This window comes from Marinibium conchae (assembly GCF_015595035.1).
Taxonomy (GTDB): domain Bacteria; phylum Pseudomonadota; class Gammaproteobacteria; order Enterobacterales; family Alteromonadaceae; genus Glaciecola.
Window position 1 is genome coordinate 730,318 of the sequence record NZ_JADNRN010000001.1, and the last position, 16,413, is coordinate 746,730.

At 43.7% G+C, this 16,413-nt stretch carries 13 protein-coding genes; all 13 read left to right on the plus strand.

Annotation, left to right across the window (positions count from 1 at the left end; all coding sequences use genetic code 11):
• A complete protein-coding gene (gene flhB / locus ISG33_RS03060) occupies nucleotides 1-1,128 on the plus strand; it encodes a flagellar biosynthesis protein FlhB (protein ID WP_195732075.1) in 1,128 nt (375 codons plus the stop codon).
• Between the two features lie 322 nt (nucleotides 1,129-1,450).
• Nucleotides 1,451-4,429: a ligand-binding sensor domain-containing diguanylate cyclase gene (locus ISG33_RS03065; RefSeq protein WP_195732076.1), complete on the plus strand. Its 2,979-nt coding sequence runs from the start codon at nucleotides 1,451-1,453 to the stop codon at nucleotides 4,427-4,429.
• Nucleotides 4,430-4,536: 107 nt separating this feature from the next.
• Nucleotides 4,537-6,636 (plus strand): flagellar biosynthesis protein FlhA, encoded by a 2,100-nt coding sequence (flhA, locus tag ISG33_RS03070; protein ID WP_195732077.1) that lies wholly within the window; start codon nucleotides 4,537-4,539, stop codon nucleotides 6,634-6,636.
• A gap of 32 nt (nucleotides 6,637-6,668) precedes the next feature.
• A complete protein-coding gene (gene flhF / locus ISG33_RS03075) occupies nucleotides 6,669-8,156 on the plus strand; it encodes a flagellar biosynthesis GTPase FlhF (protein ID WP_195732078.1) in 1,488 nt (495 codons plus the stop codon).
• A complete protein-coding gene (locus ISG33_RS03080; RefSeq protein ID WP_305040883.1) occupies nucleotides 8,153-9,004 on the plus strand; it encodes a MinD/ParA family ATP-binding protein in 852 nt (283 codons plus the stop codon). The genes flhF and ISG33_RS03080 overlap by 4 nt, the downstream gene beginning before the upstream one ends.
• Before the next feature lie 11 nt (nucleotides 9,005-9,015).
• Nucleotides 9,016-9,744: an RNA polymerase sigma factor FliA gene (locus ISG33_RS03085; protein ID WP_195732080.1), complete on the plus strand. Its 729-nt coding sequence runs from the start codon at nucleotides 9,016-9,018 to the stop codon at nucleotides 9,742-9,744.
• Nucleotides 9,745-9,790: 46 nt separating this feature from the next.
• Complete coding sequence (gene cheY, locus ISG33_RS03090) at nucleotides 9,791-10,174, plus strand: chemotaxis response regulator CheY (RefSeq protein WP_195732081.1); 384 nt, start codon at nucleotides 9,791-9,793, stop codon at nucleotides 10,172-10,174.
• A 28-nt stretch (nucleotides 10,175-10,202) separates the two neighbouring features.
• The gene (locus tag ISG33_RS03095; protein WP_195732082.1) at nucleotides 10,203-10,961 is read left to right on the plus strand and encodes a protein phosphatase CheZ; all 759 of its coding nucleotides are present in this window, start codon (nucleotides 10,203-10,205) and stop codon (nucleotides 10,959-10,961) included.
• A gap of 12 nt (nucleotides 10,962-10,973) precedes the next feature.
• A complete protein-coding gene (locus ISG33_RS03100; RefSeq protein ID WP_195732083.1) occupies nucleotides 10,974-13,202 on the plus strand; it encodes a chemotaxis protein CheA in 2,229 nt (742 codons plus the stop codon).
• A gap of 58 nt (nucleotides 13,203-13,260) precedes the next feature.
• Nucleotides 13,261-14,346: a protein-glutamate methylesterase/protein-glutamine glutaminase gene (locus ISG33_RS03105; RefSeq protein ID WP_195732084.1), complete on the plus strand. Its 1,086-nt coding sequence runs from the start codon at nucleotides 13,261-13,263 to the stop codon at nucleotides 14,344-14,346.
• Nucleotides 14,343-15,113: a ParA family protein gene (locus ISG33_RS03110; protein WP_195732085.1), complete on the plus strand. Its 771-nt coding sequence runs from the start codon at nucleotides 14,343-14,345 to the stop codon at nucleotides 15,111-15,113. The genes ISG33_RS03105 and ISG33_RS03110 overlap by 4 nt, the downstream gene beginning before the upstream one ends.
• Nucleotides 15,103-15,879 (plus strand): chemotaxis protein CheW, encoded by a 777-nt coding sequence (locus tag ISG33_RS03115; RefSeq protein ID WP_195732086.1) that lies wholly within the window; start codon nucleotides 15,103-15,105, stop codon nucleotides 15,877-15,879. Before ISG33_RS03110 ends, ISG33_RS03115 begins: the two co-directional genes overlap by 11 nt.
• 23 nt (nucleotides 15,880-15,902) lie before the next feature.
• Nucleotides 15,903-16,394, plus strand: a complete 492-nt coding sequence (locus tag ISG33_RS03120; protein WP_195732087.1) for a chemotaxis protein CheW — start codon at nucleotides 15,903-15,905, stop codon at nucleotides 16,392-16,394.
• Nucleotides 16,395-16,413 lie beyond the last annotated feature (19 nt).

Sequence of the window (16,413 nt, forward strand, 5' to 3'; positions counted from 1 at the left end):
ATGGCAGACGACTCTTACGAAAAGACCGAAGAACCCACCCCCAAAAAACTCGACGATGCCCGAAAAAAAGGGCAGGTTGCGCGATCCCGTGAATTATCAACTGCCTTAGTTCTCATATTTAGTGCAGTCGCTTTTCTCTTTGTTGGCTCTTACATTGCCAAAGCGATGTTTACGGTTACCAAACGAGCGTTTACCCTTTCTCGTGATGAAAGCTACGATAAGATTCACATGTTCCAGATCCTTGAAATGGCGGTGAGTGAATCAAGTTGGCCCGTTATTATGTTCATGCTGATTTCTTTGATAGGTGGTGTTTACGGCAGTATTGCATTGGGCGGCTACAACTTCACTTGGAAGTCGGCAGCACCAAAAGGCAATCGCTTGAGTCCGGTACAGGGCTTTAAAAGAATGTTTGGTACAAATGCTTTAGTTGAACTGATTAAAGGCATCGCAAAAGTGTTGGTGATTGGCCTAATGGCTTATATAGCGCTATACATTTTTGAGGATGAAGCGCTGCATCTCGACATGGAGCTCTACCCCTTAAATTTATTCCATGCCCTGAATATGGTTGAGTGGGCTTTTCTCATTTTATGTTTGGGCATGATCCCAATAGCACTGATTGACGTGCCATATCAAAGCTACAAGCATAATGAAGAAATGAAAATGACCAATCAAGAAGTTAAAGACGAACGTAAAAATTCAGAAGGTGATCCTCAGGTAAAAGGGCGTATTCGTAAACTACAATATCAAGCCGCGGCAAATAGAATGATGCAGGAAGTGCCCGAGGCAGACGTGATAGTCACCAACCCGACACACTTTTCTGTTGCGTTGAAATACGAAGAAGATGGCAGTCGAGCGCCAGTGATGGTCGCAAAAGGGGTTGATGAGCTGGCCATGCACATTCGTAAAATCGCAAATGCTCATGAAGTTCCGATTATTGAGTCACCGATGTTGGCAAGGGCCATTTATTACAGCACGGAAGCTAATGAAGAAATTCCTTCAAAGTTATTTATGGCAGTCGCTCAAGTGCTGGCCTATGTGTATCAGCTCAAAGCCTATAAAAAAGGTAAAGCGACACGTCCGAAACCGCTTAAGAAGAACTTGCCAATACCACCCGAACTTCGAAGGTAAATGCCTGCTCTGAAAAGCCTAAAAGCCTAAAAGCCTAAAAGCCCAAAAGCCCAAAAGCCCACAAGTCACCTGATAGCGAGTATCCCAAAGGCCAAGCGACAGAAAGTGTCACTCAACATGGATGTTGAGTGCCAAGCGTCCCATGGATGGGCTTGAAGCGGCTTTCTGTCGCTTGGCCTTTGGGGTGATCGCGTTGTCAATGAGGCACAAGCGTTGTCAATGAGGCGCAAGTCAGATATTGCTATTGATAAACAAGACTTTATACTAAGATTCACTTAGACACGTGTTTGCACACACGCTCCTTACCTTTTAGGCCCTTGTATTGATTACGTCAACGAAGTACCAACGAGCTTTGGCAACAACTATCCGTGGTGTAGTTATCACTATCATCTCGATCTACTCGCTCGCCACTAGCGCAACGACCTACAACGATTATCAGCTTCCTCCAAGCAGAAATTACAGCGTGCAAGACGGATTAGCCCAAGTATCCATATACGACTTCGCCCAAGACCATAAGGGTTTTATCTGGTTAGGCACTCAAAAAGGGGTTGACCGTTTTGATGGTTACGATTTTATTAACTACAGTCAAAATAATAAGGATGGAAACGGCCTCAGTTCCGATTTAGTTTATGCCGTTGAGCATGACCCCATAACTGGCGACATGTGGTTTGGTACCTTAAATGGCTTGAATGTATTGCGTGCGCAAAGTCAAAAGTTCGAGCTGGTGCCTTTGCCTCTTGATACCGAAAAGGCAATAAATTCAATCTATATCGATCCGAAGGGAAATGTCTTTGTAGGAACGCAAACTGGCTTTTACGTGAAAATGTCTGATGATGAAGAGTTTCGCTTAGCATCAACTGCCACCGAAGCTATTGTGGTCGAGGACATCAATGCTGAAAGTCAAACGACTGTCCTAGCTGCCACCGCGAAAGGACTTTACCGTTATCATACGGTACGCAAAACATGGGAACTTGTGCTTCTCGAGGGTATCAGTTTAGAGTCGGTATTGGTTGATAGTAAGCAACAGCTCTGGGTTGGTTCAATCGGTGAAGGTCTGTTCAAGGCCGACCTAATACAGCAACAATTCCGCAATGTCGAAAACATTTCTTCTGACCAAGGCTTTAGCGATAGTCTGATAAACGATGTTTACGAAATGCCTGATGGCTCGATTTGGGTAGCAACTACCAACGGTATGTCGATTTTTCCAAATGCTGAAAGTAAAGAGTTTTTGAATTATTACAAACGAGATAGCAACGGCAAAGACGCTCTCAATAGCCATTTAATATCGCTGTTTTCTAATGATACTGGATTGGTATTTTTTGGCACTAACGCAAACGGTTTCAGTGTTGTCGACCCGAATAGAAATATGTTCGGCCGTTATGTTATTCAAGATAATTTACATCATTACAATGTGGCTGTTGAAAAAGATGACACGCTCTGGATTGCAGCAGAATCGGGAGTGTGGCAACGCGCGGTCGATGGAGAGATTATAGGACCTTACCTCACTCAAGAAGGAGATCAAACGGTCAATAAAGTGATGTCGCTCAAATTTGACGAAACGAGTCAAACGGTATGGGTGGCAACGCGCTTGGGCTTAGGAAAAATTGTCAGCAATAGTAATTTCATCGAGTACGTCGCATTTGAAAATAAAGAAATCTACACCTTGGAAATAGTGACAAATGGGGTGTGGATAGGTAGTACTAAGCATGGTTTGCATTTCTATGACTTTGAACAAGGTAAAATTACTCAGTCTTACGAAACTCCTATGGTGATTGATATCTTTGTTCGTAACGATAGGGAGTTAATGGTAGCCACAACAAACGGTATTTACCTAATTAACACTGTTACCAAAGACGTCAGAGTCATTACGACTAACAGCGACTTGGCAATGCCGATCGCTCACAATGTAATTACTTGGTTATCAGAACATAAACCAGGAGAATATTTTGTTGGCTTACACTCTCATGGTTTGATGCTATTAACGCTGGATAGTTTTAGCGATGAACCCAAATTCAAACAATTGTTTACTGATTCGGTGCTTATGAAGGCATCGATAGGTGCGGTTGTTAAGGATCGCTCTGACAAGCTGTGGATTTCAACCGAAGGTGGCATTGCAAAAGGAGATATGTCAACGGGTGAGCTCGCTTACTTTGACGAAACAGATGGTACTAACGCCAGCGGATATTATATCGGCGCTGCAGTATCACTGAGTGACGGCAGTATTTATTTCGCAGGTGATCAAGGCATTACATACTTTTACCCACAAGACATTGTAAAAAATGTCACTATGCCTTTGCTGCAAATTACGCATGCTAGAAGTCTGCGCTTGGAGGATAAAACCGGTGCTCAGCGCTCATTAAGTCAAGCAAGCAAGACTGGGCGTATCACCTTAGATTCAAAAGATATTATGCTTGCTGTAGATTTCGCGGCATTAGAGTACGGAAGCCCCGATACTATCGAGTATGCATACCGACTTCTTGGGTTTGATGAAGGATGGCAATACCTAGACTCTAGAAATCGCACTATTACTTACACTAATTTAGATGCTGGTGAATATTCCCTTGAGATAAAGTCGACTAATCGTTACGGGGTTTGGAATCCGGAAGCGGTTACGCTAGCGATTGACGTAAAACCGCCATGGTGGAAAGCACCATGGGCGTTAATGCTATTTAGCGTGCTGATTGCTCTATTTCTATTTCTTATTTTTCGCTGGCGGACCTATGCTCTGCACAAAAGTGCGTTGCGATTAAAGCGTAGCGTGGAAGAAAAAACCATCGAACTGAAACAGGCTAATGCTCGTTTATCACTTTTAATCACGCTTGACCCCCTTACTCAGGTGTTTAATCGTCGAGGCTTCACAGATGCCTTGTCTCGAGAGTTTTCTCGCTATCAGCGCGAGCAAGCTACCTTTTCTATCGTGTTAGCCGATATTGATTTTTTCAAAAAAATCAATGATGAGAATGGGCATGAAGTGGGTGATAAAATCCTTGTTGAAATAGCTAGGGTGTTGCGTGAACAAATTAGAAGTTATGACATTCTTGCTCGCTGGGGTGGTGAGGAGTTTATTATCTTGTTGCCAAATACAAAGCTTCCGGAAGCTATCTTTATTGCCAACAAGTATCGCGAAATAATTTCCGATCAGCGGTTTTCCATAGCTGGAAAGGAGATGGGAGTTACTCTCACTGCTGGCGTCGCGAATATCAGCGAACATGAAAATGTTGATGCTTGTATTAATCATGCAGATAAATTGCTTTATGAAGGTAAAAAAATGGGACGTAATCAAATTTTACCTATGCTGTAGCGACAGTCCTATTCTCAAAAGTCTGACTAAATCACAAGGCCGACATTTTCTGGCACGGTAGTTGATATACACCAAGTATTATTACTTAGCTGTCAAAATTCTGTTGTATGCAATTAACTACCGCTTTTCAACGCGTTGATAAAACACAAATCAAGAGCATCCTTGCTGGAATGGGCGCGCCTGTCGTCGTTCTCGCTATTATGGGCATGGTTATTTTACCTATGCCAGCAGTATTATTGGATGTTCTTTTTAGTTTCAACATCGCACTTTCACTCGTCATTATTTTAGTGTCGGTTTTCACTCAGCGGCCAATAGACTTTGGTATTTTTCCATTGGTTTTGCTAGTGGCAACAGTGTTACGTTTAGCACTCAATGTCGCTTCTACCCGAGTAGTTTTGATACAAGGGCATGAAGGAGGTGATGCCGCTGGCAAGGTGATTCAAGCTTTTGGTGAAGTGGTTATTGGCGGTAATTATGTTGTGGGTGTGGTGGTTTTCGCGATACTTCTTATCATCAATTTCAAAGTAGTCACCGCAGGTGCAGGCAGAATATCTGAAGTGAGCGCACGATTTACCCTCGATGCCATGCCAGGTAAGCAAATGGCGATAGATGCAGACCTAAATGCAGGTTACATCGATCAAGATCAAGCTCGTAAGCGAAGAGAAGAAATTACGACAGAGGCTGATTTTTATGGGTCTATGGACGGTGCGTCTAAATTTGTTAAAGGTGACGCCATTGCCGGCTTATTTATTATGCTCATTAATATCGTCGGTGGCTTGTTCATTGGTATGTTTCAACATGGCCTTGATTTCAGCACGGCCATGGAAGTCTATACAATACTGACTATTGGCGATGGTCTAGTTGCTCAAATTCCTTCATTGTTACTGTCTGTTGCTACGGCCATTATTGTGACTCGCGAGAACGACACCCAAGAGATGGGACATGAAATTCGCGAGCAATTAGCAAATCGTAAGGCCCTGTATATCACTTCTGCCATTCTTTTCGTGATGGGAATTGTGCCGGGTATGCCGCATGTTGCCTTTTTGGGGTTCTCTGCTGCCGTAGGCGGCTATGCCTATTTCCGCGACAGAATGAAAGCAAAACAAGCCCAAGAAAAAGCACTGGTGGAAACCATGCCAGATGCGGGCGCTGTGCCTTCTGAGGTAAAAGAATTGGGTTGGGATGACGTGCAACACGTTGACACAATCGGACTAGAAGTTGGCTACAGACTTATTCCTTTGGTCGACAAATCACAGGGCGGCGAATTATTGACTCGCATCAAAGGTGTTCGCAAAAAGCTTTCTCAAGAGCTAGGTTTTTTGATACCGCCGGTTCATATACGCGACAACTTAGACTTTTCGCCGAATGCATATTCAATTTCTATGATGGGAGTGTCGATAGGTGATGCCGAAATCAGCCATGACAATGAACTGGCTATCAATCCCGGCCAAGTATTTGGTGAGCTAAATGGTACTAAAACCAAAGATCCAGCTTTTGGTTTAGATGCAGTGTGGATACAAGCTTCGCAACGAGAGCATGCGCAGACGCTTGGGTATACCGTGGTAGATTCGGCGACTGTGGTTGCCACTCACCTTAGTCAATTACTAACGACAAATGCTTACCAATTACTAGGGCATGAAGAGGTTCAACAATTACTCGACATGCTTGAGAAAAATAACCCCAAATTAGTAGAAGGCTTAGTGCCCGATATCTTGTCGTTGAGCACTGTCGTGAAAGTGCTGCAAACTTTGTTATATGAAGGGGTGCCGATTAGAGACATGCGAACTATTTGTCAAACCCTATGTGAATACGGACCGAAGAGCCAAGACCCCGATGTGTTGGTATCTGCCTTACGTATTGCGCTTAAGAGATTGATTGTTCAGGACATTACTTCTGGCGGTGATGAGATACCCGTTATTACCTTAGCACCAGACTTGGAACAGATGTTGCATCAGTCTCTTCAAGCCGGAGGTGATGATGGTTCAGGTATTGAACCTGGGCTTGCAGAGAAGATTCAACAATCACTTACCGAAGCAAGTCAACAACAAGAGTTAGCAGGCGAGCCTTCTGTGTTATTGACTTCAGGAATGTTACGCCCCGTGTTATCAAGGTTTTTGAAACATTCAGTGCTAGGTTTACATGTGTTGTCATATCAGGAAATACCTGACGACAAACAAATTAAAATAGTGTCATCAGTCGGTCAATAAACTGACGCATTACATACACTAAAGAGGACATCATGAAAATTAGACGCTTTTTTGGCAAAGACATGCGCGAAGCACTCAAGCAAGTGAAAGACGAGCTTGGTGGTGACGCTGTTATTATGTCGAATAAAAAGGTTGCCGGTGGCGTAGAGCTCGTTGCTGCGGTGGACAAAGAGGCAGAAATGAGCCAACCACCACCTACAATCAGTCTTGCCAAGAAAGGTAAAAGCACACCTTCATTGAGTGAAATAATTGGCGATGATGGACCTGATAGTTTGCGAGCCTTGCTAGAAAAGCAACAGTCAGGGCAGTTGGAAAATCCAAACGCAATACAACAACAAGCATCACTTCAAGCACATAAGCCAGAGGTAGCCCAATCACCTGTGGTCAGCCAGACCTATGCTGATGGGGTGCAAGCGGAAAAACGCCGCCGGGAAGCCGAGCTGACCAACGAGTATGTAAGAACGCCAGTGAATCGTCCTGAGATCGATTCACAACATGACGATATGCGAATGAATACTGATTTTGACAGCCAGGCTGCCAGTTTAATGCAACAGCGTAATTCTTCAGCTCCTGTCGAGCAAGCACCAGTACAGAGCACCGAACTTTCCTCGATTCAAGCTGAATTACATTCAATTAGAAATGTGTTACAGCATCAAGTGAGAGGGTTAAGTGACGAAAAAACCAAGCGTCAAAATCCTACACAACACTATCTAGCAAACAAATTGATGGGTATGGGAGTGAGCGAAACGCTTATTGAGCAGATGGTTAATTTTCTCCCAGCTAACACTAGCGAGCAAGATGGATGGGAATATTTGTTAAACCTAATCGCGAATCGCCTGCAAATTGGCGGAAACGACATTCTTCAACAATCCGGCATAGTTGCCTTAGTTGGTCCAACCGGCACAGGTAAAACCACAACAGTAGCTAAGTTAGCTGCAAAATATGCACAAAAATACGGTGCCAATGAAGTTGCTATGATAACCATTGATACCTATCGCATTGCGGCATTTGAGCAGTTGGCGACATATGGGAAAATAATTGGTTGTGCGGTTAAAAAGGCGCAAAGTTCCGAAGAACTCAATCATATTCTTTATCAATTTAGACACAAGAAGTTAATCCTCATCGATACGGCGGGTTTTTCTCAACGAGATGTTAGACTAATCAATCAATTAAGTGATTACGAGAAAGAAATTAACGCTAAAATCAAAAAATACTTAGTGTTACCTGCTGGTGCGCAGTATCAGGTGTTACATCAAACCATACAAGCGTATGGAAATACAAACCTAAGCGGTTGTATTTTAAGTAAACTTGATGAGTGTTATAGCCTTGGAGAGGCCCTCAGCGTAGTCATTGAAAATGACCTCAGCCTAAGCTACGTAACGGATGGACAGCGAGTGCCTGAAGATATAAAACTAGCGGATGCAAAGAATTTAACATTGGTGGCGTCAAAACTTTATAAAAAGTACGGATTGGCGCATACTAAACATTCACACACTGCTTCTGGAATTAGAGCAGTATGATAGAAGATCAAGCGAGCAGCTTACGAAAAATGAATCAGTCCAAATTAATTAAGGTTATGGCAGTCACCGGCGGTAAAGGCGGTGTTGGTAAAACCAACATATCTTTAAACTTAGCTATTTCCTTAGCGAAGCAAGGCAAGCGCGTGCTTGTGCTAGATGCTGACTTAGGCCTAGCGAACGTTGACGTGCTTCTGGGCCTTAGAGTGGATAAAAACCTATCCCACGTTTTGCGCGGTGAATGCACCCTTGATGATATTTTGGTGACTGGTCCGCATGGCATTAAAATAGCCCCTGCAACATCAGGCTCGCAGTCTATGGCCGAATTAAGTTCAACCGAGCACGCCGGCTTAATTAGAGCATTTAGCGAACTGCGCACGGAAATTGACGTGTTATTGGTGGACACCGCTGCTGGTATATCCGATATGGTGATGAGTTTTTCGCGAGCAGCTCAAGATGTGTTAGTTGTAGTTTGTGATGAACCAACATCACTCACCGACGCTTATGCACTGATTAAAATTCTTAACCGTGAACATGGCGTATTTAAGTTTAAGATTGTTGCGAACATGGTTCGTAGCGATAAGGAAGGGAAGGAACTATTTAGTAAGCTTTCCAAAGTTACAGGGCGATTTCTGGATGTTGCATTAGAATTAGTGGGAGTTATTCCATTTGATGAAAATATTCGTAAATCTGTGCGTAAGCAGGCTGCGGTAGTTGATGCTTTTCCATCATCACCAGCAGCAGTGGCGATATCTAATTTGGCAGAAAAGACGATGTCTTGGCCTATCCCGACACAGCCGGGTGGTCACTTAGAGTTTTTTATTGAACAATTAGTATCGAGAAACGAGTAGGTATTTAATCAGTGAGTAACAAAGTGGCAGTCTATCAACAACAAATTGATAAAAACCAATTGGTCGAACGACACGCTCCATTGGTCAAAAGAATTGCTCATCATCTAATGGCAAGGTTGCCAGCAAGCGTTTTAGTCGACGATTTGATACAAGCAGGGATGATTGGTTTGCTTGAAGCAGCCAAAAACTTTGATGGCTCTAAAGGTGCAAGTTTTGAAACGTTTGCAGGTATTCGTATCCGCGGTTCAATGCTCGACGAAATTCGAAAAGGTGATTGGACTCCGCGTTCAGTGCATAAGAACAGTCGTGCAATAACTGAAGCGATTTCACAGGTTGAAAAAGCGACCGGACGCGACGCTCGTGATGTTGATGTAGCCGAGAGGTTGCAGGTATCGATGCAAGAATATCATCAGATGCTGAATGAAGTGAACGCCGGAAAACTCGTTGGTATTGAAGATCTTGGCGTAAGCGAAGATGTACTCACCACCGATGCAACCAAGGGTGAAGACAGTCCTTATAACGATATGGTGCAAGGTTCATTTCAGAAAGCGCTGGCTCGGGCGATAACAACATTACCAGAGCGTGAAGCAATTGTGTTGTCTCTTTATTACGATGAAGAGTTAAACTTGCGTGAAATTGGTGAAGTGCTTGAAGTGAGTGAATCACGAGTGAGTCAAATTCACAGTCAAGCAATGTTAAAATTAAAGTCAAAAATGAGTTCTTGGCGCACAGCCGATTAATTTTTGATATCGAATATCCCTTTTTTATTCCATAACGGAGGCAGTTTTGGATAAGAACATGAAAATCTTAGTTGTTGATGACTTTTCGACAATGAGACGCATCATTAAAAATTTGTTGAAAGATCTGGGTTTCACCAGCATCCAAGAAGCAGACGACGGTAATACAGCATTGCCAATGCTCCAACAGGGTGATTTTGACTTTGTTGTGACAGATTGGAATATGCCTGGAATGCAGGGTATTGATTTGTTGAGGGCGATACGCTCCGACGACAACTTAAAACATCTTCCTGTGTTAATGGTGACTGCCGAAGCGAAGAAAGAGCAAATAGTTGCTGCTGCCCAAGCGGGTGTTAATGGCTATGTCGTTAAACCCTTCACTGCGGCAACATTGAAAGAGAAACTAGATAAGATATTCGAACGTCTAGGATAAACAGCGATACTTCAAGGGGTAACGTTGTATGACAACGAATAACCGAGATATGGTTTCGCTCGAAGAGGCGAAGCTATTAGTAGAATATTTAGAAAACGGTGACCGAGAACAGGCTAATGCGCTCGTTGATACGATCACCATGAGAGAGTCTATCGAGCTTTTTTCAGAGGTCGGTAAATTAACACGTCAACTGCATGATTCATTGAATTCTTTCCAAGTTGACGAGAAAATTACAAATATCACCCAAGATGCCATTCCTGATGCGCGTTCACGTCTAACCTACGTAATCGAAGAAACCGAAAAAGCCGCGAACTCGACAATGGATGCCGTTGAAAAGAGCATGCCATTAGCGGAAGGTCTAAATGATCGCCTCACCAAGATTATGCCAGAATGGCAAAAATTAATGGGTAGACAAATGGAGTTAGGTGAGTTTAAAACACTATGCACTGACCTAGATAAGCTGCTTGCTGATGCAACTGCTGATTCTGCTCAATTAAATTCTCTACTCACTGAAGTGCTTATGGCTCAGGGCTATCAAGACCTTACAGGTCAGGTAATTAGACGCGTCATTGAACTAGTAAAAGAAGTCGAAGACAACCTTGTGTCTATGCTCACTGCCTTTGGTGATACTCAAGAAATAAAACAAACTGAAGATAATGCTCAAAGTTCTAAGAAAGAGACCGATACAGTTAAAGCCGAAGGGCCGATTATCGATGCAGAAAATCGTAATGACGTAGTTAGTGGGCAAGATGACGTCGACGATTTACTGTCCAGTTTAGGGTTTTAGGGGAGCCGACGAATGTCGTTTGAAGTTGACGAAGAGATATTACAAGATTTTCTAGTGGAAGCTGGAGAGATTCTTGAACAACTCCAAGAGCAACTTGTTGATCTAGAGAATAATCCAGAAGATAGTGATTTACTCAACGCTATCTTTCGAGGTTATCATACAGTTAAGGGCGGCGCAGGTTTCCTCGCACTCACTGAACTAGTCGACATTTGCCACGGAGCTGAAAATGTATTCGATATTATGCGCAATGGACAACGCACGTTAACGCCAGAACTCATGGACACTATTCTTCAAGCCACTGATGTGGTTGTAGATATGTTCGAAAAAGTTAAAAATCGCGAGCCTTTAGAAGCAGCGCCTGATGAATTAATTCAAGTGTTGCACAAACTCAGCAATCCAAATACACCTGATTCAGAAATTTTCGGCGGCGCTGATGATGGCGCTGATGACAATGAACAATCTACTGATTCCCAAGAAGTCGTTGAAGCAATAGATAACGACACTGCTGACGAAGATGAGTTAGTCATCGAAGACGACGAAAACGATTCACAGATTGACGAAATCACCGAAGACGAATTTGAGGCTCTCCTCGATGAGTTGCATGGCAATGCTGCTCCAAACAAAACCGACGATGCTAAGCCTTCCGCAGCGGTAGATACCTCAGGTGACGATATAACCGATGATGAGTTCGAAGCACTTCTAGACGACCTGCACGGTAAGGGGTCATTTAAAGCGGAAGACAAAAGCGTTAAAGTTGAGGCTGAAAACAACGCGAATCCTGATGAAATTACCGACGATGAATTTGAAGCGCTGTTAGACCAATTGCATGGTGAAGGTCAAGGCCCGAAAGTAGCGGCTACGCCACCGAAAAAGGACAGTGAAGCTGCCACCGACAAGAAGGTCAACGATGCTAAGAGCACAGATAAGAAAGCTGAAAAGCCGCCCACGAAGCCAGTCGTAAAAGAAGATAAAGCGCCTACTAGTTCACCAGCGCCTGCGGCCAAAGCGGCAGCAAAAAAACCGGCCGCACCTGCCAAACCAGCGAAGAAAGATGACAAGAAAGCCAGTGCTGCTGCTCCTCAAGCCGAGACAACCGTTAGGGTTGATACGAAACGCCTTGATCAAATAATGAACATGGTTGGCGAATTAGTGTTGGTGCGCAACCGTTTGTTGAGTTTGGGTATCAATAACGCCGACGAGAGTATGACTAAGGCGATTGCTAATCTTGACGTGGTAACAGGTGATCTGCAGGGCGCAGTCATGAAAACCCGCATGCAACCAATCAAAAAGGTATTTGGGCGTTTTCCTCGAGTTGTTCGCGATTTAGCCCGAACTCTGAAAAAAGAAATTACGCTTCAGCTTGAAGGTGAAGAAACTGATTTAGATAAGAACTTGGTGGAAGCCTTGGCCGATCCACTTGTTCACTTAGTTAGAAACTCTGTTGATCATGGTATCGAAATGCCAGATGAGCGCGAGGCTGCGGGCAAACCACGTATGGGCACGGTGAAGCTATCGGCTTCTCAAGAAGGTGACCACATACTGCTTACTATTGATGATGATGGTAAAGGGATGGACCCTGAAAAGTTAAAAGAGATCGCTATTAGTCGAGGTGTATTAGACGCAGACTCAGCAGCTAGAATGTCAGATGTAGAGGCATTTAACTTAATTTTTGCTCCAGGCTTCTCAACTAAGGTTGAGATAAGTGATATCTCAGGCCGTGGCGTTGGTATGGATGTAGTCAAGACTAAAATCAACCAACTTAATGGCTCAGTCAATATTAATTCAGAGCTTGGTAAAGGCACTGTTTTAGAAATAAAGGTACCTTTGACCTTAGCAATATTACCCACATTAATGATAGTGGTTGGCGAGCAAACCTTTGCCTTACCTTTGGGGTCGGTGAATGAAATCATTAATATGGATATTAGTAAAACAAATACGGTAGATGGTCAGTTGACCATGATTGTGCGCTCCAAAGCGATACCTCTCTTCTATTTAGGGGATTGGCTAAATAGATTACCCAGTAATTCTGACCGCGCAAAAGGGCATGTCGTTGTGGTACAAATTGGTACTCAGCAAGTTGGCTTTGTCGTAGATTCCTTAATCGGACAAGAAGAGGTAGTAATCAAGCCCCTAGATGCTTTACTTCAAGGTACAGCGGGAATGGCTGGCGCGACAATAACCTCCGACGGTGGCATCGCGTTAATTTTAGATATACCGAGTTTACTGAAACGTTACGCCTAAATAGCGCATCTCATACACAATCAAAGGCGAGCACGATGCTCGCTTTTAGGGATTAGGAATGGCTTACCGAGTATTAATTGTTGATGACTCCGCATTTTATCGACGGCGTTTGTCTAGTATGCTCGAACAAGATCCCAACATCGTCGTAGTAGGGCAAGCGGTTGATGGTAAAGATGCCATTGCAAAAACCGCAGAGCTGCAACCAGATGTGATCACAATGGATGTTGAAATGCCGGTAATGGACGGTATATCGGCAGTAAGCGCGATAATGCAAAATACACCCACTCCTATCTTAATGTTCTCTTCCCTTACTCACAGTGGTGCGCAAGAAACTCTTGATGCGCTTGCCGCAGGCGCAATCGATTTTTTACCTAAAAAGTTTGACGAGATTAGTAAAGAACGCCCCGAGGCTATTCGATTACTGCAACATAAGTTGAAGTCGGTTGCGAGATCGCGGCGAAAAGCGCGAGTAAGACAGCCATTACTTAGTTCATCAAAGTACAAACTGACTAAACACGGTGTGCCAGATACCACTGTTGAGCCTCTTCCCCCCTCTGGTAAACACTACAAATTACTTGTCGTTGGCGCGAGCACTGGCGGCCCCGTCGCATTACAGACAGTAATAAGCGCTTTACCAGCTAATTTTGCTCACCCTGTTTTGTTGGTGCAGCATATGCCAAGTACTTTTACCAAAGCCTTTGCGGAGCGTTTGGATAAATATTCAAAGATAAGTGTCAGCTTGGCTAAAGATGGTGATCGGCTCAAGCCCGGTCACGCCTATCTTGCTGAGGGCGGTAAGCAAATGTCGCTCACCGGCAAAGGCATATTCTCTAAAATTAAAATTAGTGATGCACCACGCGACCAAAAGTTGCATTTTCATCCAAGTATCGATTTTACGCTGGCTTCTGTTGCTCAGTCGTTTGCCGGAGAGGTACTCTTTACTGTACTCACAGGAATGGGAAGCGATGGTGCCTCCGGTGCAAAGCAAATAAAATTGAAGGGTGCCACGGTGTGGGCTCAAGACGAAGCAACGAGTGTTATATATGGCATGCCAAAAGCCGTGGGTGAGTCGGGTGTTTGTGATAGAGTGATCCCACTAGATAATATAGCCAAGCACATAATAGTGGAAATGAAATCCTCGTGAACATTTGGACGGTGGCAAATCAAAAGGGTGGCGTCGGGAAAACCACTTCGGCGGTGACTATCGGCGGAATTTTGGCGCAACAAAAAAATCGCGTTTTACTCGTTGATACTGATCCCCATGCCTCATTGAGTTACTATTTTGGTATCGACTCTGAAACACTCAATTCAAGTATTTATGATGTGTTCGCTGAGCCAGCGGATTTTTTAGGCGCAAGCCTGCTTGATGTTTTATGTCCCACTGAACTTAAGGGCTTGCAGGTTTTGCCGGCAACGATGGCGTTAGCAACCCTTGATCGAAAAATGGGCATGGAGAGCGGGAAAGGGCTAATATTAAAAAAAGCGCTTAAATCAATTGAAGCTCATTTCGATTATGTGGTCATTGATTGCCCGCCTATTTTGGGAGTATCGATGGTTAACGCGCTTGCTTGCAGTTCGAGAATTATTGTGCCTGTGCAAACTGAGCATTTAGCTCTTAAAGGTTTAGATCGTATGATGCGTACCCTGCAAATTATGCGTAAAACCATGCCTGCAGACGTTCCCATTAGTATCATCGCGACGATGTTTGACCGACGGGTCAACGCTACTATTACAGCATACAACAAGCTCAAAGAAGACTATCCAGATTATCTGTGGAGAGGTTTTATACCGGTTGATACGAGGCTTAGAGACGCCAGTGAAGCTAGGGTGCCAGCGTCGGTATTTGCACCCAAGTGCAGAGGCGTGTTTGCTTATCAAAAGTGGTTAAAGGACATTAGCAGTGAAGGATAAAAACGAATTTGCCAAAGAAAGTGTGGTAGAGGATTATCTCAATGATTTACTCCTTGATAGCGATACCGATGAGAGCCACGAGACAAGGGCCCAAAAGTTATTGGATAGAGCGGCTGCTTCCTTAGTCGAAACATCCATTAATACCGATGCTAACATTCACACCAAAGAAGACACGCAGACAGAAACTGAGCATAGGCTTAATGAGAGCAACGACAGTGCTGACGAATTTGTTGAAGATGAATATAAAGAAATTACGGCTCAGGTCGACATAGATACTAGTAAAGTAGAGTTTGTTGCACCACTGAGCATGAAAGACTCGCTTGCAGAACGTTTTCAAGCTTTGTTTTTTGAGGTTGCCGGTTTAACCTTAGCCGTGCCCTTGATAGAGTTGGGTGGTATTCATCAAATAGCCAAAGTGTCGCCAATGATAGGTAAGCCTGATTGGTTCATGGGTGTGATGATAAAAAACGATGATAAATTTAACGTTGTAGATTCAGCTAAATGGGTGATGCCAGAGAAGTGTACAAATGAATTATTGGACTCATTGGATTATCAATTTCTCATTAATTTAGGCAAAACCGAATGGGGTTTAGCTTGTGAAAAACTAGTCAATACCGTTGAACTTGAAAAGTCCGACGTTCAATGGCGAGAGCATACCGGCAAACGCCCTTGGTTAGCTGGTATGGTAAAAGAAAAAATGTGTGCTTTAATTAATGTCTCGGAGCTAGTACAGATGCTTCAATCAGGGGCAGGCAGTAATGACTAAATATTGTGTGACGGAGTGAAGAAATGAGCGAAGAAAGAACAACGATTACCGCAAGCGATCCAAATGACGAGGTTTTGCAGTGGGTAACTTATCGACTCGATGAGGAAACTTACGGTATCAATGTTATGCAGGTTCAGGAAGTGTTGCGTTACACGGAAATTGCGCCAGTACCAGGTGCGCCTGATTACGTTCTTGGCATTATCAACTTGCGCGGAAATGTCGTGACAGTAATCGATACTCGTTCGCGCTTTGGTTTGCCGCCAAGCGATATCACAGACAACACACGCATCGTTATTATTGAGTCGGATGAGCAAGTTGTTGGTATTTTGGTAGACAGTGTTGCTGAAGTAGTTTATTTGCGCTCATCTGAAATAGACAGTGCGCCTAACGTTGGCACTGAAGAAAGTGCTAAGTTTATACAAGGCGTAAGCAACCGCAGTGGTCAACTTCTGATATTAGTCGATTTAAATAAGTTACTGAGCGACGATGAATGGGATGAGTTAGGCGGCTTCTAAGTTCAAAAAAAATCTTTAG

Coding starts and splice junctions, on each gene's coding strand:
- flhB (WP_195732075.1), top strand. CDS start 1: ATGGCAGACGACTCTTACGAAAAGACCGAAGAACCCACCCCCAAAAAA.
- flhF (WP_195732078.1), top strand. CDS start 6,669: ATGAAAATTAGACGCTTTTTTGGCAAAGACATGCGCGAAGCACTCAAG.
- ISG33_RS03100 (WP_195732083.1), top strand. CDS start 10,974: ATGTCGTTTGAAGTTGACGAAGAGATATTACAAGATTTTCTAGTGGAA.
- ISG33_RS03080 (WP_305040883.1), top strand. CDS start 8,153: ATGATAGAAGATCAAGCGAGCAGCTTACGAAAAATGAATCAGTCCAAA.
- flhA (WP_195732077.1), top strand. CDS start 4,537: ATGCAATTAACTACCGCTTTTCAACGCGTTGATAAAACACAAATCAAG.
- ISG33_RS03105 (WP_195732084.1), top strand. CDS start 13,261: ATGGCTTACCGAGTATTAATTGTTGATGACTCCGCATTTTATCGACGG.
- ISG33_RS03120 (WP_195732087.1), top strand. CDS start 15,903: ATGAGCGAAGAAAGAACAACGATTACCGCAAGCGATCCAAATGACGAG.
- ISG33_RS03095 (WP_195732082.1), top strand. CDS start 10,203: ATGACAACGAATAACCGAGATATGGTTTCGCTCGAAGAGGCGAAGCTA.